Here is an 18,488-nt window from a genome sequence, read left to right as displayed (position 1 = left end):
TTATCGGCAGTACGCGCTGCCCCGATGTGTCGGGTGAGTTTCTTCGCTCGGCTGAGCGAAGCGCGTCCTGCCTTCGCGCGCGCTGTTGCGAGAATTCGTTAGAGCTTGAGGAAACCTCGCGCCGTCGTTAATCACTTGCCCCGGTTGCAGACCAAGATCGTCGTTAGCGTTCCTGGATCGGTGCACGAGGGATCTGCGCGCTGATAAAGAAGGGGAGCTCCGGTTTCATAGTAGAAAATGATGTCATCGTGAAAATGCCGCCATGTCTATCGAAGAAAAGGTTGCAGAAAAAAAACAGGTTAGCGTCAGGACGTCGGTCCCTGGTCAGGCGTATGGTTTCTTTGTCCAGGAGGTCCGAGTCCTCTGGCATCTATTGCGAGCTCAGGCCGGCGACGTTGTCGCACTTGAGCACCTAGGTGACGTGTCGGTGCAGACTACCGATGGCGTTTTATCGGAGGAAGCGAAGAGCGGGCTCTCACACAATCCAATCGCGGATAGAGCGGTTGGGCTTTGGAAAACGCTGGCGAACTGGGCCGATGCGCGGGCGGATGGAATCCTTCCCGCCGGGTCAATCTATGTGTTGTATGTGGTTCAGCAGCATCGCGGTGCGATAGCCGATAGGTTGCACCGCTGTGCAAATGCGGCCGACGCTGTCCAGCTTGTCGCCGATCTCCGTAAGCACTTTGCTGCGGACCTTGTCAAAGGCGACGCGAAGAAGGCCGCCAAGGGCGGCGGCAAGAAAAGCGAAAAGGTGGCCGCAGCGAAAGTAACGAAGTCGGCTGGAGCATCTTCATCAGAAGCGAGCGAAGGGGGTGATCAGGAGAGTGCGGCAGCAGTTGTCAAGCAACTCAACAGGTTGTTCGCTCGTACTGACGAATTCATAGCCTCAATCGTCGTGGATTTTTCTCTCGACATTGGCATCGCGTCGCCGATTGAAGAAGTGAAAGTCGAGATTTCACGGAGTGTTCCCGATGAGCATCTGGACACGGTCACCGAGTCTCTTCTTGGCTGGGTGAAGGCACGGGTGATGAAGCAAATTGAAGACCGTGGGGTCGTCGGCATTTCCTACAACGAGTTCAGAGAGTATCGCCTTGCGGTGCAAGAGCGGACCCTAGGGACTCTGAAGGCGTTTCCCGAACACACGTCAATACCATCGAGAACAGAGGTTGACGACCATCTCGCCAGCCGGATGTACGTCCGGCAGCTCGACCTCCTGCAGATGAAGCAAGAGCATATCGAGCGTTGCGTCAGCGACTATCTGCGCGCATCCGCGGCACGGACTGAATGGGCTGACCGTGGGCATCTGAATGCGGAAAATCTCAGCACCTACATCGACGTTCTCGTGGAACACTGGAATGATAGTTCCATGGAGGTCGAGATGCGCGAGGCAGAGAAAACGCCGATCGAGCGAGGGGTGAGCCTTCTTTTCCATTGCTTGAAAAAAGATACTGCTATCCGCGCTGTCCCCGTGCCGGGTTATTTCTCGCGGGGAAGCTTTCATGCGATAGCGGACGAGACCAAAATCGGCTGGCATCCCGATTGGCGAACTCTCCTGCCCAACCGAACCAAATAGGACCTCGTATGCTTACCAAGGAGATGTGGCAGGTCCAAAATCCGGGACTGGGTGCCGCACTGATTTGGATGTTCGGACGTGCATATGAATCGAAGGCGGGTGTCGCAGTTCCTCTGCCGTACGCATTCGTCACAATTCCTTTGCTTTACAACAAGGCAGTACTCGATGTCGTTTCGAAGACTAAGAAGGGGCTCAGGAAGATTGAAGAGAAGCTATCGAAAGATGAATCGATCGCGGCGATGACGCAAATGAACGCGCTTTCCATGCGTAGTTTGTCGAGTGAGAGTCTCGCGATAGCGTTGCGCGCTGGCTTAGTCTCTATCCAACTGGACGAGGCTACCTATCGTACTCAGGAAACTACGCCGCCAGAACTTGGCGAGAGCATGCCGAAGGCGTTTGTGAAGTCAGCAGAGAAGCTGGGGCGTTGGGCTGCTGAAGTGTCACTGCGGGAATTCTGTTTCATCTTTCATCTGGAGCTGTGAATTGAAGCTGCAAATCATTGAGCTCATTTTGTGGCCGCGGAAGGCTGGCCTCGCTCCTCAAGTTGTGCCCTTCGAGCGGAACAAAGCGAACATCATCACCGGCGCTTCGAAGACCGGGAAGTCGTCCATTATCCCTATCATCGACTACTGCCTGGCCTCCGAGCGGTGCGCAATCCCTGTAGGCGTCATTCGAAAGTCCGTCGCGTGGTTCGGCATCGTCGTGGATACGGAAGAGGGTTTGAAGCTTCTTGCCCGACCTGAACCGGGGGCGAAGCCGAGCTCGACGGAGATGTACGTGCGGGAAGTTGTGGAGGGCGAGACTCCACTGAAGGTTCCGACTGCCAACACGAACGTTGACCAGGTCAAGTTGATGATGGACCGGCTGGCTCAGCTGACTCGCTTGGGTACCGACGCGCAGAAGACGTCGAATAGCTACAACGCGCGGCCGAGCTTCCGCGACCTGATGGCATTCTGCTTTCAGCCGCAGAATCTGGTGGCCAATCCCGATGTTCTGTTCTACCGTGCAGACCTCACCGAGTACCGTGAGAAGTTGCGCGCGATATTCCCGTATGTCCTCGGCGTCACAACGCCGGAAATTCTTGAGAAGCAATTTGAGCTCGAGAACCTGAAGCGCGCCGCTCGCGTGCAGGAACGAGAGCTGCAGGCATATGCCAAGGCATCAGAAACGTGGCGTGCCAACCTGTTGAACTGGGTCTCGGAGGCCTACGAACTTGGGTTGCTGCCCAGAGACTCGTTGAAGGGGGCGAGCGAGTCGAGGATTTTGACTGCGCTTTCGAAGGTGACCTCCGCAAATTTGCCGACCCCGGTTCTTCGAGCTGACGTCATATCGGACGCTGCAGACGAGTATGGCCAGCTTACGGAACGGGAGGCGACGCTGGCTGCTCAGGTGGCTGAGATTCGGCACCGTATGAGCCGACTTTCTGACCTTCGTGCGACGGTCAATCAATTCGAACTGTCTCTTGAGAAACGACAGGAGCGTCTTGGTCTTTCGAGGTGGCTTCACTCGCATATCACGAACACTGTCGATGCGACCTGTCCGGTGTGCAGTCAATCACTCGATAGCCATGCTGAAAAAGTCGACACGCTCGTCGATGCACTGGTGGTCGTTGAGTCAGATGCGCGACGGGTTTCTCGAGCTCCCTCAGTGTACGACCGAGATTGGGTCAAGTTGGATGAGGATTTGCGGAAGCTAGTCGACGAGCTCGGCGCTGTCGCGGCGAAGAGGAAAGGCATTGAGGCCCGGAATCGGCATGCGAGACAGCAGAAGCTGTTGGCTACGCAGGCGGCCCGATTCATCGGAGCGCTCGAACAAGCACTCGTGGTCTACAAGGGTAAGGAAAACAACGCTTCGCGCGAAGAGCTCGACCGGATTTTGGCCCGCATCGGAGTCTTGGAAGGAGAATTGGCGGGCCATTCCTACGAGGAACGACTCGCGAAAATTCAGTTGCGTCTCAAGCGGTCGATGGGAGGGCTTGCGCGTCGACTCGACGCAGAAGACGAGTCCGCGGAACTGTTCCTCGACATCAAGGAGTTGACGGTCAAAGTCAGCAACGAGAATGGTGGTTTTGACTATCTTTGGCAGCTCGGAAGTGGTGCAAATTGGCTAACTTACCACGTGTCGGCGCTCTTGGCACTCCACTGGCTGTTCGCTCGAGAAGAGCATTCACCTGTTCCAGGCTTGCTCGTCTTCGACCAACCGAGCCAGGTGTACTTCCCCCGACGTCTCTCGGATAACAGTATCGAAGAGGACTATCAGGTGCCGGACGAGGATTCGGACGCTGTAAAGCGATTTTTCGCTATTTTTGGGTTGGCTGCGTCTAGGTTCAGGGAGCACCTGCAGATCATTGTGCTCGACCACGCGGGGCACCAATTCTGGGAGGGGCGAGATGGTGTCCACTTTGTGCGCGAGTGGCGCTACGGCGAAAAGCTTGTACCGCTGACCTGGCTTGATGCCGAGGACCCCAATGTCGGGGCACGCCGAGATTGACACGCTCGTCGCCGCGGAGGCAACGCCATGTGAGACCGAGAAGGCGATTGACGACTTTCTCGAAATCGGCGCTCTCCTTGATGGCGGGCTCCAGCAGCAGATAAAGCCCGATCATGCTGTCGGTCCCGACGCGCCGCACAACATGCGGAGCACCAGCAACAGCGTAGCTTCATGGGGCGAGCCTTCGATGCGCACGCGGGTGTTGCCTACGCTGGTCTCGATGGCGCCCGCTGGACCGGCACTGACAACTGAGGCCGGGGTCGGCGGCTCCATCTCTTGCGCCGGTGCTTCCACCGTTACGGGCAGCAAATCCACCGGATCGTATTCGTTGGCATGCAACGCTCGACGCCATTTGAACACCAGGTTCGGATTCACCCCATGCTCCATCGCCAGGCGCGCCACCGATACCCCCGGCTCACTGGCCAGCCTGGCGAGATGCCGTCGAAATTCGATCGGGTGAACCCCGTCTCCATAGGAGACCGACAGACGGATTGACGATCGAGTGGGATGTATTCGGCGGATAGTCCGGACAATTTGCTCGGGATTGCGTCGTTGGAACTCGATGTTCTCGTGGCGGTGCGATGCGTCCGTGGTTCCCCTTGCTTTTCGATTCACCTTACCATAAAGTAAGGAATAAGGGGGTATCGTTATGACTACGGCAACTATCACTTCAAAGGGTCAGGTCACAATCCCGGTAGACGTGAGAAATCAACTTGGCTTGGAGGCCGGTGACCGGATCGAATTCAGCTTCAACGAGGCGACAGGCCGGTATGAGGTCTATCCGGCAACGCGCTCGCTCGTGGCGCTCAAGGGCGTTGTGAAGAAGCCTGCGAAACCGGTGTCGATTGACGACATGAATCGGGCCATCGCCGAGCAGGGGGCGTCAGCGCGATGATCGGACTGGATACAAACGTGCTTGTCCGCTACTTCGCCCAAGACGACGAGGTTCAGTCGAAGAAGGCGACGCTACTGATGGAGTCCCTGTCGGCCGAGAGGCCGGGGTACGTTTCGCAGGTCGCATTGGTCGAGGTCGTGTGGGTACTCGGGCGCTGCTACAGCGTCGAACGAGAGCAGATGAAGGACATCATCGACTCGATGATCGGCACTAAAGAACTGATTATCGAAAATGCTGACATGGTACGAAAGGCACTTCGCGTTTTCGCGACATCCGCAAAAGCGGATTTCGCTGACTGCCTGATCGAGCGTTCTGGGCATGTAGCGGAGTGCGAGTACACAGCTACTTTCGACGTGACGGCCGCCAAGGTCGCAGGGATGCAGTTGATCAAGTAATCGTGGCGCCGGCCGATCCACTGAAAAAGGAAATGATATGTTCACAAGAGCCAATCGGAACTTCAAGAACTCCTGACGCTCGTGGCGGAAATCGAACGCTACGACGCGACGCTGGCAGCAAAGCGCGACATCATTCCGACCGAGGAGTCGCGACAAGAGCGACGTCGCAAAGAGATGCGAAAACTCGAACTGCCCGACAAGTACGAACTGGCCTAAGGAAACGGAAATGATGGAACAGCTTTACAGCATCGACGTCTCGACGGCCGGCGATACCGTCTGGGTGACGGGGCACGATGGATCATGTGTCGGGCGATTCAGCAAGCGTTTTGGCGTAGACGTACATCGGACCGTAACCGAGAAGTTGGCCGGCGCGGACCAGTGCCTGCATTGCACACACGAGGCGGCTGGCGCGGAGGAATGGCGTGCCTTCCGTGAAGCAGTCCTGATGCACCACGGGATTGACGTACCGGTTGACACGATCCGGTTTTGAGCGAGGAAATGCGATGTATCTAGGAGCAATCTCCATCCGTTGCCCGTATTGCGGCTGCCCTGCATTGTGCAATGCGAGCAAAGGCATGTGGTGTGGACACTGCAAGAACGGCACGGTGCGATAGGAGGGCGGACGGTGATTTTCGCGTGCGCGAAACTAGGAAAAGACATGTCGAACGACCGTAGCCGACCGGGCCACGAGGCGGAAGCGCAGGCTCGCGAATTGGTTCGGGTGAAGTGCCCACGCGCGGCGTCGGCGTACGTCGTCGATGGTGCGATCGTTTATGACGAAGCCACTGGAACAATACTTGGCCATGCCTGCGCTGGGGATTGGGCCGTGGAAGCCGCGTGGCAAGACGCGGCTTCGAAGGGGCCGTGTGTCGAGTGAGGCAAGCCTACTGCCGATGCAGATGTGCGCTTATGGTCGTGTACATAGACTCGCTCACGCTGTCTTCCGTGTGGTCCGAGAGCGTAACGGTGTCGCGGTATGGCCCCGCCGGCATTTCTGGGTGCAAGAGGTTGGATTTCCGGAGTCAGTGCCCGCTGGGGGAAAGAGCAAGATTTGAATTATGAAAACACCAGGCAAACCTTGTGCATCGTGTCCGTGGCGTCGTGCCGCGGGGGCGGCAGATATTCCAAACTTCGATCTCGACCTAGCCGAAAAGCTGGCTGATACATGCCCTGATCACCGGGGCATGGGTCCGGATTTTGGAGCCAGTATGTTTGCGTGTCATCAATCCCGGCAAGGGGAGGAGTTCGCATGTACCGGATGGTTGGCTAAAGTCGGACACCGCCATCCCGCCGTGCGTCTTGCAGTTGACTTCTGGTCGGCTTGACCCAGCGGCACTGGAGCCTGGTGTGGACTGGCCGGAACTGCATGATAGCTATCGGGAAGTGCTGGACAAGCTGCGGGAGACGTCGAATTTCGAAGACGAGGCCAAAGGAGATGGGGCGGCAGACAAAGCCGGGTGATCCGAGGTCAGCCGATACTCAGCATGGCTGCCTCGCGGGATCGCCTCACTCCTCGTCAGCGGGTCCATGTTGAGGGTGCCGTTGCCGGTTAGTGGGGCCGGCGGCAGGCAGTGTGGTTGGGGATGGCATTGAGGTGGCGAGCGTGCCGGATTCTGCATGGGAACCTGTCGACATCTAGGTGCGGCTTCGTTGCTCCCGCTTTTTAGTGTCTATTTAGTGTCCGGGCGAGCTGACGCGAGTTTCGTTTTAAGGGGGGCGGAACGGAAAGTCTTTCGGGCATTGGCTCGTAGCGCGGGCGCGATTTGAAGTTAAATGAATCATGACCGTTCAGGCAGGGGTAACCTGCCTGCACCTTCGCTCCTTCTGTTGCCGAAAAGCAACGTCAATTTTCCGAAGAGTTCCTATGTGATCTGGCGTAGGTTTCAGCGTAGGTTTGGCGACGGAGGATTGTCAGGAAAGGCTTCTTCACTACTTCGAAGAGAACGAGTAATCGCGTTCGACGCGTGGACGCCTGATCGGGCGTCGCGCTCATTCTGTGAACGCCGGGCGGGACGATGCGTCCCGCTGTATTCAATTCCCGTCGCTGGTTCTCGTGACCGTCGCCGCTCGTTGCCGGCGCAGGTGACGAGCGCGATTGCTTCGTCCCACCGCTTCGCCTTCGAGCTCGCTCCTGCGTTACGAGAACCGTGTGCGTGCGGCCTGACGCACCCCATGCCTTCTGCACATTCCGATCACGGTTGATCCGCCATTGAAGATCGAGACCGAACGTTTGACGTTGCGTCGCTGGCGACCGGGCGATGCCGGTGCGCTGGCTGCGATGCACGCCGATCCCGATGTGACCGCGTGGCTGGCGCGTGGCCCGATGTCCTTCGATGAGGCGGAGGCCGCCATCGCACGCTTCGAAGCGCATTTCGACGCGCACGGTTTCGGTGTGTGGGCGATCGAGCGTCGTGCGGATGGCGCGCTGATCGGGCTCTGCGGGTTGTCGCGTGAAGTTCGTGACGAGCATCCGATGGCGCCGTGTGTCGAGATCATATGGCGCCAGGCCCGCGCATCGTGGGGGCATGGCCATGTCGCGGAAGCGGCCGCTGCGGTATTGGTCGATGGGTTCGGCCGGGTGGGGCTCGGCGAGATCTTTGCGTGGACGGCTGCTGCCAACCAGCGATCGCAGCGTGTTGCACGGCAACTCGGGATGGCGCGGCAACCGATGCGCGATTTCGATCATCCTGCGTTGCCGCCGGGGCATGCGCTGCGACCGCATGTGGTGTTTGTCGCGCACGCAACATCCGTTCGTCCGGATGACTACGTCAGCGCTTAACGCGCCCTGGCACGCTTGCCCATTAACGCCACCTCGCGTTCTGCAGCACGATCCGGTAGCCGTCGGCGTCCTCGAACGTCTGTCCGGACGCATCCCAATATGGATTGAACGATGTCACCCGCATGAAGCCGTGCGCGACTGCGCGTGCGCACGCGGCTTCCCATGCCGGGCGGTCGGGAAGATAGAAGACGATCAGGTCTTCGGGTGTCGGCGACGGGGCGACCGGATGCGCCGGACAGTGCGTGAATTCAAAGTGGTAGTCGAGTCCTTCGCGTCCGAGCATCACGCCGGAGAAGCCGTCGTGATCGTCGAAGCGCGCGAGCACTGCTAGCTCGAATGCGTCGCAGTACATGTGCTCGGTTCTGGCGAGGTCGGCGACGGGGCGGGCGATGCGCAGGTGGGCATGCATGACGATGTCGGCTATGGGTGAGCGATTCGGCGATGATAAGCCGACGGGCAGGCCCGGGCGCGCTGCGGTGGCTCGCAGGGGGCCTTGATATGTCCTCGATAAATTATCGCAGGCAAGAAAAAGCCCGCTACTGGAGCGGGCTGAATCCATGTTTGGAGACATGGAGGAGACGGATGTAACTTTAAGGGAAAACCCGAGGGATGGCAAGCCCTAGTTGTAATTGTGCAACGCAGCGCCGCGGGCTTTCCTGACCAGGGTGGTGCTGCACGTCATCCAGCAGTCGCGGGCGTTCCACCGTGTCCTGCCGAACCGCCGACGCACCGTCGGTGCGTATCCGCGTATCCGCCGCCGCTCTTACATCCCGCCCGCCCGCGCATGCGCGGCAAACGTGCCGAACCGTTCCTGCGCAAGCGGCACCGCGTACTTGTTGCGCATTTCCGTCTCGATCCACGCGCAGGCCTCGCGCGCGCAGTCGGTCAGCGCATGCCGCGTCGCGTGTCCGTCGATGTCGTAGACGAAGCGCACGCCCACCTCGTCGTCGGCGACTTGCCGTTGCAGCTGATTGAGCTGCAGTTGCGGCCCGTGTCGCTGCGACAGCGCGCGCAGCTCGTCGAAGTGATATTCGAGCCAGTCGGCAAAGAACAGCGCGTCGCTATGGCAGCGCAGACGGAACGCCGCACTACGCGACGGACGCTGCGCGCCGCCGCCGGCGGCCTGCGGCTCGCCGTTCGGCGCGATGGCCGCATCGACGGGCGCAAGCGGCTGCCCGGTCTGCCGGTACGGTTTGCGGTCGCGCAGTGCGTGCCACAGCAGTTCGTCGCCGGCGGCACCGGACGGCTGCATCGTCAGGTCGCGCCGGCCGTCGCCGACCGCGGCGACGTCGCGGATCACGAGGCGCAGCGAGCAGAGCGGCTCGTCCGCTACCAGCAGCGTCGCCGTGCGCGGCAGCCCGCACACGAGCGGCGTGGCGCCGGCGGCCCGGAACACGAGCCCGCGGCGATCGAGCCGCACGAGCGGCAGCGGCCGCGGAAACGACGGGTAGGCGACTGCGATGCGGGCGCCGCCGGCACCCGTCAACCCGGGCATCATCGCGCGAAAGACCTGAGACTGGTCCACGGTGGTTCTCCTTCGTTACGATGCCGCCTGGCCGGACTACGCGCGTTCCGGCTCAGGCGGCGATGGCTTGCCGGGCAGCCCGTCCCGGCTCGATTCCTAGTGCGGCAAACGTTTGCGGATCGATGTCGATCCAGCACGCGACAACCAGACGACCGTCCACCTGTTTCGGGGGACCTGCCCGGTGCGCGTGCACGCCGATCCGGCGGAACAGCCGCTCCATGCTCGCGAACGTCACGCCGATCAACTGCCGCGCGCCCAGTTGCGCCGCGCATTCGACGACCGCGGCGAGCATCGGGCGGACGGCCCACTCGGCATTGCCCGGACCGCCTTCGTCGTCGCCGGTCGCCGCGAACCGCGACAGCTCCCAGACGGCAGCCGATTGCGGCAGTGCGACGTCTTCGGCGATCAGGTCGGCGAACAGCGACTTCAGCAGATACGGGCGGGTGGTCGGCAACAGGCGCGCACATCCGCACACTTCGCCGCCGGCATTTCTCGCGAACACGTAGACGGTATCGTCGCGATCGAACTGGTCGCGCTCGAAACATTCGTTCGCCGACGGGAGCGCCCAACCGAGCTGTTCGACGAACACACGGCGCCGATAGCGCCCGAGATCCGCTGCAAGTTCGTGTGGTAACCGCCCTTCATCGTGAACGAAGGTCCGCATGGTGTCCTCGGATCGGTACTTTGGTATGCCCGCATTACATCGCGCGTCCCGAGGAGGCGGTAACTGGTAACTCTTACAGGGTGGGGGCGCGCCGACACCATTCGACCGGTGGTAACGGTTTCTTGATCGGCGGGATTGAAATACCGGCGGCTTTTGCTTATAAAGAGCGCCAGTCCTGCGGAAATGTCAGACGAAAGCGCGGCCGGTTGTCACTGGAGCACGGGACCGGCATGATAGACGTCGTTGCGGCCGAGCAATGCCGACGCAACCGCGGCCGGCCAGTCGGTGTGTGCGAGCCGCGCGGCGAGCACGGCGGCGGTGCGGAACATGCCGAGGTCGGCGCCGGTGGCGTCGACGGCCATGATGTTGCTGCGGACGTCGCCGCCCGCGATCACGAACGTGCCCGTCGCGCGTTCGAGATACCAGTCCCAGCCGACCGTCAGGTACGCGAGGCCGGCACTGGCCGGGCGGTGCCATTCGGTGTAGCCGGCCAGGCGCGCGTCGACGGCGCTGTCGCGCAGCTCCGCGAGCAGCGATGCATCGAGGCCGCTCGCGACATGGTCGAGCGCGAGCGCGGCCAGCGCGCTTTCGGACAGGCGCACGTAGCCGTCCGGAGACGAGCCGCGGACCGGGTGCAACAAAGGTGAAGTCATGCGCGGAATGTATCAGCCCCGAACCGGCGCTGGCACCTGACAGGTATGACAGCGTAACGTTGTCGGAGAATGAATGGAACTGCGCTGGCAGGATGCCTACCAACAATTCAGCGCCGCGGAAGACGAGCAGCAGCTCTTCCAGCGGATCGCCGCTTATTCTAAACGCCTCGGCTTCGAATATTGCTGTTACGGCATTCGCGTGCCGTTGCCCGTATCGAAGCCGGCCGTCGCGATCTTCGATACCTATCCGGACGGCTGGATGGCCCACTACCAGGCGCAGAACTACATCGAGATCGACTCGACGGTTCGTGACGGCGCGCTCAGCACCAACATGATCGTCTGGCCGGACGTCGACCGGATCGATCCGTGTCCGCTGTGGCAGGACGCGCGCGACCACGGGCTGTCGGTGGGCGTCGCGCAGTCGAGCTGGGCGGCGCGCGGCGCGTTCGGGCTGTTGAGCATCGCGCGTCATGCGGACCGGCTCACGCCGGCCGAGATCAACATGCTGACGCTGCAGACCAACTGGCTCGCGAACCTGTCGCATTCGCTGATGAGCCGCTTCATGGTGCCGAAGCTGTCGCCTGAGGCGAGCGTCACGCTGACCGCGCGCGAGCGCGAGGTGCTGTGCTGGACGGCCGAAGGGAAGACCGCGTGCGAGATCGGCCAGATCCTCAGCATCTCGGAGCGCACGGTCAACTTCCACGTGAACAACATCCTCGAGAAGCTCGCCGCGACCAACAAGGTCCAGGCGGTGGTCAAGGCGATCTCGGCCGGGCTCATCGATACGCCCTGACGCGGCACCGGCGGCGGAGCGGACGTGCCGAGCCGGCCGCCGTTTGCGCTCACTCCATCATCGGCTCCGCTTCCTTCGCGGTCCAGCTCACGCTGGAAATGCTCTTCTCCATGCTCATCCGGCTCGCGATCTGCTCGAGCTTCTGCTGATCCTTCGGATGCAGCTTCAGCGTCGCGGTCACCTTCAATCGGTCCGGCTGCTCGGGCACGTCCTCGCTCGTCAGGCTCTGGAACGACAGCGGTTTCGCATACATCGCATTCGACAGCAGCGTGCGGATGTGCACTTCGTCGGCGGCGAGGCAGATCACGGTGATCTGGTATTCGCGCACGAGGTCGGCATTCGACACGGGGGTCGCGTTGATCGCCTGGCTGACGCCGCGCAGCACCGTGTTGGTGAGCAGCACGACACCCGTGCCGGCCAGGGCCGGCACGTAGTGGCCGGAGCCGGCCAGCACGCCGACGGCGGCCGAGCACCACAGCGTCGCGGCTGTGTTGATGCCCTGGATCGAACCCTTGTCGCGCATGATCACGCCGCCGCCGAGAAAGCCGACGCCCGACACGACGTAAGCGGCGATCTGCGTGACGCCGGCCACGCCGTTGCCGGTCAGCACGCCGAGCGTGACGAACAGGCAGGCGCCGCTCGCGACGAGCGTGATCGTGCGCAGCCCCGCCGTGCGTTGCCGCATCTGGCGTTCGAGGCCGATCGCGACGCCGCAGGCGAACGCAGTGAAAAGACGGAGTGCGAAATCGAGAGTCATGGTGGTCCTGCCGTGCCAAGTGCGCATGCCGACCCGCGTCGCGGCGGCGCGAAGCCGAACGCGGCACGATGGCCGTCATCGCGCGGTACTGTACCGCGCGGATGCGTCATTCAATGTGAAACGGGTGGCGTGCGGGCTCGCGGAACGCGAGCCGCGGCAGGAGAACTGCGGCGGACAGGCGTTCAGGCGGCAAGCGGCGCACGCAACGGAGTGCTGCTACTGTCCACGATGGTTCCTGAAGGAAGAATGGGCGGCATTCTAGTGGGCCGCCCGCGCAGGCGTCAACCCGTCTGGCGGCCGGCCGCGAGCGGCCGGTGCGTCACTGCGACGGTGACTGCGACGCGCCGATCGTCCCCGTCGCGAGCGCGAGCGCGGCGGCGGCCGACAGCGCGCCGGCGTAGCTGTCGACCTCCGCGTTGCGGGCTGCGAGCAGCTGGCTTTGCGCGATCGTCGCATCGGTGACCGAGCCGACGCCGTTGCGGTACGCGGCCAGCGCCGCGTCGTAGCTCGTCTGCGCGGCATCGACGAGCGCCTTCGCCGCGTCGTGCGACGCGAGGCTCGTCTGCACCGCGTTCTGCGCGGCGACGACCTGGCGGACGGCTTCCTCCTTGGTCCGCGTGAGGCGCGCGGATGCGCTTTGCGCATCGTTGCGCGCCTGCATCAGCACCGCCGAGCGCAGGCCGCCGTCGTACAGCGGAATCGTCACGCCGAGGAACACGCCGCCGCCGTAGCGGCTGCCGTTCAGGTTCACGGTCGGGGCCTGGTCGCCGATCGCGGGCAGCGCGGTGATCGCCGTGCCGCCGCTGGCGTAGGACGTCGACGCCGACAGGAAGATCTTCGGCATGAACGCGGCTTGAGCGGCCTTGATCTTCGCGCGGTTGGCCTGCTCGAGCGCATAGGCGCCCTGCAGGTCCGGGCGGCGCGCGATCGCGTCCGACACGATCGCGTCGACCGACGACGCGAGCGCGGGCGGCAGCGCTCGCTTGGGCTGCGCGGCGATCGACGGTTTCGACAGCGGCGAGATGCCGAGCGCGGAAACCAGCGCGAGGTAGCCGTCGCTTTCCGCGCCGTCCGCCTGCACGCGCGCGAGGTTCGCCTGCGCGCGATTCTGCGTCGCCTGCGCGAGTTCGACGACGGTGCCGACGCCTTGCCTGAGCCGTGCGCGCGACGCCGCGAGGATCGCGTCCGCGTTCGCCAGGCCCTGCTGCGCGCTGACCGCGCGCGAGCGGGCGGCTTCGTAACGGTAATACGCGACGGTCACGTCGTGGATCACCTGCTGGTGCACGGCCGTGAACGCGACGTTCGACGCGACCGACACCTGCTCGGCCGCCTCGACGCGCGCTGCGCGGCCGCCGAAATCGAACAGCAGCCATTGCAGCGACAGCGCCGAGATCGTGCCGTGCACGGTCGTGTTGCTCGACGCGTCGCCGAGGATCGTCGACGTCGAGCCGTGGCTCGTCTGGTACGCGCCCATCGCGGTCGCGGACAGGTTCGGCAGGTACGCGGCCTTCGCGATGCCGACCGCGAGCGCCGCATTGCGCGCGTCGTTCCACGCGATGCGGGTCAGCGGGTTCGTCGATTCGGCGAGATCGATCAGCTCGGGCAGCGTGTACGGATGCGCGGCATCGAGCGCGGCCGGCGGCGACACCGATGCGAGCGCGGGCGAGGCCGGCAGCGTGTAGTCGTGCGGCGCACGTTGCGCCGATGCAAGCGGCGGCGCCGGCACGATGTCGCCGGCGGCCGACGTTTGCGGCTGCCACGGGCGGTCGGGGGCCTCCGGCGCGAGATCGACCGACGACGTGGCGCAACCGGTCAGCGCGATGGCGGTCGCGAGCGCGGCGGCGGCGATCGATGCGGCCGGCGGTTCAGGGACGCGCATGAGGGGCAGGCTCCTTCGGGGTGTCTGGACGCGCGGCGTCGGCGATGTGCGCGAGCCGCGTGTCGATCAGGTTCAGCAGCGCGTCGCGTGCAGGGTCGGCGGAGGTTGCGGCCGGCGGCGGGGCGGGCACGGCTGCCGCGCCTGCCGTCGACGACGGCGGCGCCGAAGCGGCGTCGGCAGTCGGGGCGTCGTCGCGCAGTTCGACCACGCGCGCGAGGTGCGCGCCGATCGCCGCATCGCCCGGCGTGCGCTCGGCGAGCAGGAACAGCGGGCCTTCGAGCGCGCCGAGTTCCGCGAGCGCGCGTCGCCGGGTGGCGAGCCACGTGGCGGCCGGCCGCACCCACGATGGTTCGTAATGGATCAGGTTGAGCTCCTGCGCGATCGCGCCGTGGCGCGCGAACGCTTCGGCGGCGAGCGTGCGGCGTTCGGCCGGCTGCACGACCTGCGCGATACGGCGCCATTGATCGAGCAGCGCCGCGAACGCGACGTCGATCTGCTTGCCGATGCTGACGGGCCAGATGCGCGTGAACACGAGATACACGACGACGTTGCCGAGCAGGATGCCGATCGTGCGATCGCGCGCGAGCGTCAGGTCGAAGCCGGGGCCCGCGCCCTGGATCACGCACAGGAAGAACGCGAACGCGACCTGGAAGCCCGCGTACGCAATGCGCGGCGAACCGAACGCGACCCACGCGGACAGCCACGCGCCGACGAACACGAGCGCCATCAGCTCGCCGATCGACGACAGCGCCGGCACGACGAACACGAGCGCCGCGGTCCCGATCAGCGCGCCGACGATGCAGCCGGCGATCCGCAGCGTGAGCTTCTCGACCGTTTCGGCCGTCGAGCCGAGCGACACCATGTAGCAGGTGATGAAGCAGGTATGGATGCCCGACCAGTCGAGCTGCGAGTACAGCAGGTAGCAGAACATCGCTGCGACGGTCGTCTTCAGCGCGTAGCGGATGTGGTCGGGGTTGGTGCGGGCGTCCGGCAGGAAGAAGCCGCCGCGCGGCGCCGCGGGTGCGTTGGCGGTCGCAGCCGATGCATCGGGCGGAGTCGCCGTCGGTGCGGCAGATGCGGCAGCGGCAGCAGGCGCGGCCGATGCGGCCGGTGCAGTCGCTGCAGTCGATTCAGCAGGTGTGGCCGGCTCGGCAAACTGTGTGATGGCCGTGTGCAGATCGGCTGCGACGACGCGCGCGAGCGGCGGCAGCGTATCGGCCGGCGGCAGCGCCAGCGTCACGTCGACCGGATAGCCGCCTTGCTCGAGGATGCCGGCCATCTCGTCGAGTGTCGCCGCAACCGGTTCCGCGAACGCGGCGGGCAGCCGCGCGTCCGGCTCGCGGTCGGCGAGCGAGACCGCGACGAGCAGCGCGGTGCTCGACGCGATGGCTTGCCGTACCGCGGGCGCGTCGGCGGCGGGCGTCGACCCTTCGAGCGTCGACAGCTTGAGCCACGTGAGCAGCTGCTTGTCGCCTTCGCGCAGGCTCGCGTCGAAGGCCGCGCGCGCGTCCTCGTCGCCGCGCAGCCGCTGCGCGGCGAGCCGCAACCTTTTCGCGAGCTGCGCGAGCGCGAGCTTGCGCGGCGACGGCGCGATCAGCAGGTTGACGACGATCGCGACGCCGACCGGAATCGCGACCATCAGCCATGCGTAGAGCAGCGCGCGCGTCGCGGCTTCGCCGACCGGCGCGAGGCCGAGCTGGTCGAGCCCGAAGCCGACGATCATCGCGAGGATCGCGCCGACCGGGCGCAGCTTGCTCGCCGACGTGAGGTACAGCAGCCCGACCGACAGCACGGCCATGCACGCGACGCGCAGCACCGAATAGTCGATGCTGAAGATCGCGACGCCGATCACGAGCGCGATCACGAGCGTGATGAGCAGCAGCATCGCGACCGCGAGCACGACGCTCGTCACGCGGTCGGCGCGGTTCAGGAAGAACACGACGTACGCGGAGATCGCGGCTTCCGGCGTGCCGTAGCCGCTCGTCACGAGCACGACGAGCGCGCAGATCAGCGCGACCCGCGCGGCCATCGCGGCGCGCCCCGGAAACGGCACGAGCAGTCGCAGGACTTCGCGCGGGCCGGGCGAGCGGACCTCAGCGGCAGGCCGAGCCATGCCGGACCTCGACGATCGCGCTCGCGCCGACGCGCACGAGCTTGCCGTCGGGTTCGTCGAGCTTCACACGCACCGGGAAGCGCTGCGCGACGTGCACCCAGTTCACCGAGCGCTGCACGATCGGCAGCGCGCGCGGCAGGTTGATGCGGTCGCTGTCCGCGATGCCGGCGCCGATGCCGACGACCTTGCCCGTCAGCGGCCGGCCGCGGTCGATCATCGAATAGACGGTCGCGCAGTCGCCGACCGCGATGCGGTTCAACGACGTTTCGCGGAAATTGCCGACTGCGAACCATTCGCTCGCATCGATCAGCGTGAAGATCGACTGGTTCGGCGCGAGGGTTTCGCCGGCGAGCACGGTCAGGCCCGTCACGAGCCCGTCGTGCGGCGCGCGCACCACCGTGTCGTCGAGCGCGTGCTGCGCGCGGGCGAGTGCGGCTTCGCGTGCGTGGAGCGTGGCGATCGCATCGGCGTCGTCGCCGATCGTCTGCGCGGACGATCGCTGCTGTTCCTGCGCCTGCGCGAGCGACACGGCCGCATCGCGCTGCCGGACCTTCGCCTGGTCGAACTGCTGCGCGCTGACGTAGCCCTGCGCCGCGAGCGGCGCGAGCCGGTTCACGTCGCGCGTCGCGAGATCGTGATTCTGCGTCGCGCGCTTGACCTGCTCGGCGGCGACGGCCGCGTTCGAGCGCTCGCCGATCAGCGACCGGCGGCGCGTGTCGAGCGACGCGCGCGCGAGTTCGAGATCGGCCTGCGCCTGCGCGACCGTCAGCCGGTACGGCACCGGATCGATCTGATACAGCAGGTCGCCTTTCGCGACGCGCTGGTTCTCGTGCACGGCAAGCTGCACGATGCGGCCGCCGACGGGCGATGCGACGTGCACGACGTCCGCGTCGATCGACGCGTCGTCGGTGGACGGGTAGGCCGTCGTGCGGTGGTACGCGTACGCGAGCGCCGCGATGCCGAGCGCGACGATCGCCAGCGCGATCACGCGGCCTTTCGTGGACGGGCGGGCGGTGCCGGCGGCCTTCATGCGAACGGCCCCGTGCCGGCGAGCCACACGATCACGGCGATCACGAGCCCGATCGCGGTGCAGACGGCGAGCTGGTAGGGCACCGTGGCGGCCCAGCCGGTCGCGACGAACACGCGGTGCGCGACGATCGCGCCGACGATGCCGACGATCGCGCTGACGAGCCAGAGCGGGAAATACGCGCCGAACAGGACGTACGACGGTGCGCCGCGCGACGTGCAGCCCGCGAGCGGCAGGGCGGGCGCCAGGACGGCGGCGACGCGCAGGGGCGCGCGCGGCGTTGTTTTTCTCATGGTGTGACGAGCTCGACGTTGGGGGTGGATGCCGGGCGCGGCGCAAGGCGGGTCGTCGCCGCGACGACGATTCCGCGATACGGAGCCGATAATAAATCAGCGCGATGTAGACCGCCAGCGATGCGGCGTGCATCGCTGGCATGCGGCAGGTCGCCGGGTGGGTGTCGTGGGGCGGTCGCGACCGGCCCGCGATTCTGCCGGCTCATGCTCTTGAAGGGTTGCTAACGGACTGTAAAGGATCGTCAGACGAAACCGGGCTGGCACGTTTGTTTGCTGACGTGCGGGAATCGCCGCGTGAAGACTGGATTGTCGCGTGAACGCGAGCGAATCCGCGTGTGGACATGACCGGGCGGGCCGGGTTGGCTGCGCCCGTTCGCGATGCAGGTCGACGATCGAGGTTCTGCGTCACGTCGTCGTCATCGTCGTTGCGATGCGATGCGTCGTGCGGTGCGGTGCGGTGCGGTGCGGCGCGACCGATCGACCGGCACGCCGATTGCAGGTCGACGATCGAGGTTCTGCGTCATGTCGTCGTCATCGTCGTTGCGATGCGATGCGTCGTGCGGTGCGGTGCGACCGATCGACCGGCACGCCGATGTCCTGTCAGCACGCCCCGGACGTCCGGCGCACCCGCCGCACCCGCCGCGCCCGTGAC

General features: G+C 64.4%; 20 protein-coding genes. 10 read left to right on the top strand and 10 right to left on the bottom strand.

All coding sequences use genetic code 11. The annotated features are described in order from the left end of the window. Positions 1–262 precede the first annotated feature (262 nt). The 3 genes from U4Y91_RS25255 to U4Y91_RS25245 are packed head-to-tail and all read left to right on the top strand — an operon-like array spanning position 263 to position 4,063. Positions 263–1,573, top strand: coding sequence for an ABC-three component system protein (locus tag U4Y91_RS25255; protein ID WP_321807368.1), 1,311 nt, complete (start codon positions 263–265; stop codon positions 1,571–1,573). Positions 1,574–1,581: 8 nt separating this feature from the next. Then, positions 1,582–2,055, top strand: a complete 474-nt coding sequence (locus U4Y91_RS25250; protein WP_321807367.1) for a three component ABC system middle component — start codon at positions 1,582–1,584, stop codon at positions 2,053–2,055. A 1-nt stretch (position 2,056) separates the two neighbouring features. After that, on the top strand, positions 2,057–4,063 hold the full coding sequence (locus tag U4Y91_RS25245) for a DUF3732 domain-containing protein (protein WP_321807366.1): 2,007 nt from the start codon (positions 2,057–2,059) through the stop codon (positions 4,061–4,063). A 111-nt stretch (positions 4,064–4,174) separates the two neighbouring features. Here the strand turns inward: U4Y91_RS25245 and tnpA are convergent, their stop codons facing one another. Next, the gene (tnpA, locus tag U4Y91_RS25240) at positions 4,175–4,576 is read right to left on the bottom strand and encodes an IS66-like element accessory protein TnpA (RefSeq protein WP_321807412.1); all 402 of its coding nucleotides are present in this window, start codon (positions 4,574–4,576) and stop codon (positions 4,175–4,177) included. 136 nt (positions 4,577–4,712) lie between these two features. On the opposite strand from tnpA, the gene U4Y91_RS25235 reads away from it, so the two are divergent. From U4Y91_RS25235 to U4Y91_RS25215, 6 genes are all read left to right on the top strand, one after another. After that, positions 4,713–4,958 (top strand): AbrB/MazE/SpoVT family DNA-binding domain-containing protein, encoded by a 246-nt coding sequence (locus U4Y91_RS25235; protein ID WP_124489703.1) that lies wholly within the window; start codon positions 4,713–4,715, stop codon positions 4,956–4,958. After that, on the top strand, positions 4,955–5,353 hold the full coding sequence (locus U4Y91_RS25230) for a type II toxin-antitoxin system VapC family toxin (protein ID WP_321807365.1): 399 nt from the start codon (positions 4,955–4,957) through the stop codon (positions 5,351–5,353). Before U4Y91_RS25235 ends, U4Y91_RS25230 begins: the two co-directional genes overlap by 4 nt. A gap of 81 nt (positions 5,354–5,434) precedes the next feature. After that, the gene (locus tag U4Y91_RS25225; RefSeq protein ID WP_321807364.1) at positions 5,435–5,569 is read left to right on the top strand and encodes a hypothetical protein; all 135 of its coding nucleotides are present in this window, start codon (positions 5,435–5,437) and stop codon (positions 5,567–5,569) included. Between the two features lie 10 nt (positions 5,570–5,579). Beyond that, on the top strand, positions 5,580–5,843 hold the full coding sequence (locus tag U4Y91_RS25220) for a hypothetical protein (protein ID WP_321807363.1): 264 nt from the start codon (positions 5,580–5,582) through the stop codon (positions 5,841–5,843). Between the two features lie 568 nt (positions 5,844–6,411). Next, positions 6,412–6,678, top strand: coding sequence for a DUF6283 family protein (locus tag U4Y91_RS36790; protein ID WP_415750491.1), 267 nt, complete (start codon positions 6,412–6,414; stop codon positions 6,676–6,678). Positions 6,679–7,562: 884 nt separating this feature from the next. Further along, positions 7,563–8,132 (top strand): GNAT family N-acetyltransferase, encoded by a 570-nt coding sequence (locus U4Y91_RS25215; protein WP_321807362.1) that lies wholly within the window; start codon positions 7,563–7,565, stop codon positions 8,130–8,132. 22 nt (positions 8,133–8,154) lie between these two features. Here the strand turns inward: U4Y91_RS25215 and U4Y91_RS25210 are convergent, their stop codons facing one another. The 4 genes from U4Y91_RS25210 to U4Y91_RS25195 form a co-directional block, all read right to left on the bottom strand. Beyond that, positions 8,155–8,541, bottom strand: coding sequence for a VOC family protein (locus U4Y91_RS25210; protein ID WP_321807361.1), 387 nt, complete (start codon positions 8,539–8,541; stop codon positions 8,155–8,157). A gap of 354 nt (positions 8,542–8,895) precedes the next feature. After that, a complete protein-coding gene (locus U4Y91_RS25205) occupies positions 8,896–9,657 on the bottom strand; it encodes a hypothetical protein (RefSeq protein ID WP_321807360.1) in 762 nt (253 codons plus the stop codon). A gap of 52 nt (positions 9,658–9,709) precedes the next feature. Further along, positions 9,710–10,321, bottom strand: a complete 612-nt coding sequence (locus U4Y91_RS25200; protein WP_321807359.1) for an acyl-homoserine-lactone synthase — start codon at positions 10,319–10,321, stop codon at positions 9,710–9,712. Positions 10,322–10,530: 209 nt separating this feature from the next. Beyond that, a complete protein-coding gene (locus U4Y91_RS25195; protein ID WP_321807358.1) occupies positions 10,531–10,974 on the bottom strand; it encodes a DUF4902 domain-containing protein in 444 nt (147 codons plus the stop codon). A gap of 73 nt (positions 10,975–11,047) precedes the next feature. Between U4Y91_RS25195 and U4Y91_RS25190 the strand changes: the two genes are divergently transcribed. Continuing rightward, on the top strand, positions 11,048–11,767 hold the full coding sequence (locus U4Y91_RS25190; RefSeq protein ID WP_321807357.1) for an autoinducer binding domain-containing protein: 720 nt from the start codon (positions 11,048–11,050) through the stop codon (positions 11,765–11,767). Between the two features lie 49 nt (positions 11,768–11,816). On the opposite strand, the gene U4Y91_RS25185 is transcribed toward U4Y91_RS25190, so the two are convergent. From U4Y91_RS25185 to U4Y91_RS25165, 5 genes are all read right to left on the bottom strand, one after another. After that, the gene (locus tag U4Y91_RS25185) at positions 11,817–12,524 is read right to left on the bottom strand and encodes an MgtC/SapB family protein (RefSeq protein ID WP_044843160.1); all 708 of its coding nucleotides are present in this window, start codon (positions 12,522–12,524) and stop codon (positions 11,817–11,819) included. A gap of 319 nt (positions 12,525–12,843) precedes the next feature. Continuing rightward, on the bottom strand, positions 12,844–14,403 hold the full coding sequence (locus U4Y91_RS25180; protein ID WP_321807356.1) for a TolC family protein: 1,560 nt from the start codon (positions 14,401–14,403) through the stop codon (positions 12,844–12,846). After that, positions 14,390–16,516: an FUSC family protein gene (locus U4Y91_RS25175; RefSeq protein WP_321807355.1), complete on the bottom strand. Its 2,127-nt coding sequence runs from the start codon at positions 16,514–16,516 to the stop codon at positions 14,390–14,392. Before U4Y91_RS25175 ends, U4Y91_RS25180 begins: the two co-directional genes overlap by 14 nt. Continuing rightward, entirely contained in the window at positions 16,497–17,546 is a 1,050-nt protein-coding gene (gene mdtN / locus U4Y91_RS25170) for a multidrug transporter subunit MdtN (protein WP_321807354.1), read from the bottom strand. The genes U4Y91_RS25175 and mdtN overlap by 20 nt, the downstream gene beginning before the upstream one ends. Next, positions 17,543–17,836: a hypothetical protein gene (locus U4Y91_RS25165; RefSeq protein ID WP_321807353.1), complete on the bottom strand. Its 294-nt coding sequence runs from the start codon at positions 17,834–17,836 to the stop codon at positions 17,543–17,545. Before U4Y91_RS25165 ends, mdtN begins: the two co-directional genes overlap by 4 nt. Between the last annotated feature and the right edge of the window lie 652 nt (positions 17,837–18,488).

Origin of the sequence: Burkholderia sp. BCC1993 (genome assembly GCF_905339865.1) — a bacterium.
Taxonomy (GTDB): Bacteria; Pseudomonadota; Gammaproteobacteria; order Burkholderiales; family Burkholderiaceae; genus Burkholderia.
The sequence above is the reverse complement of the archived record's forward strand: the minus strand, read 5'-3'. Positions and strand labels throughout refer to the sequence as shown.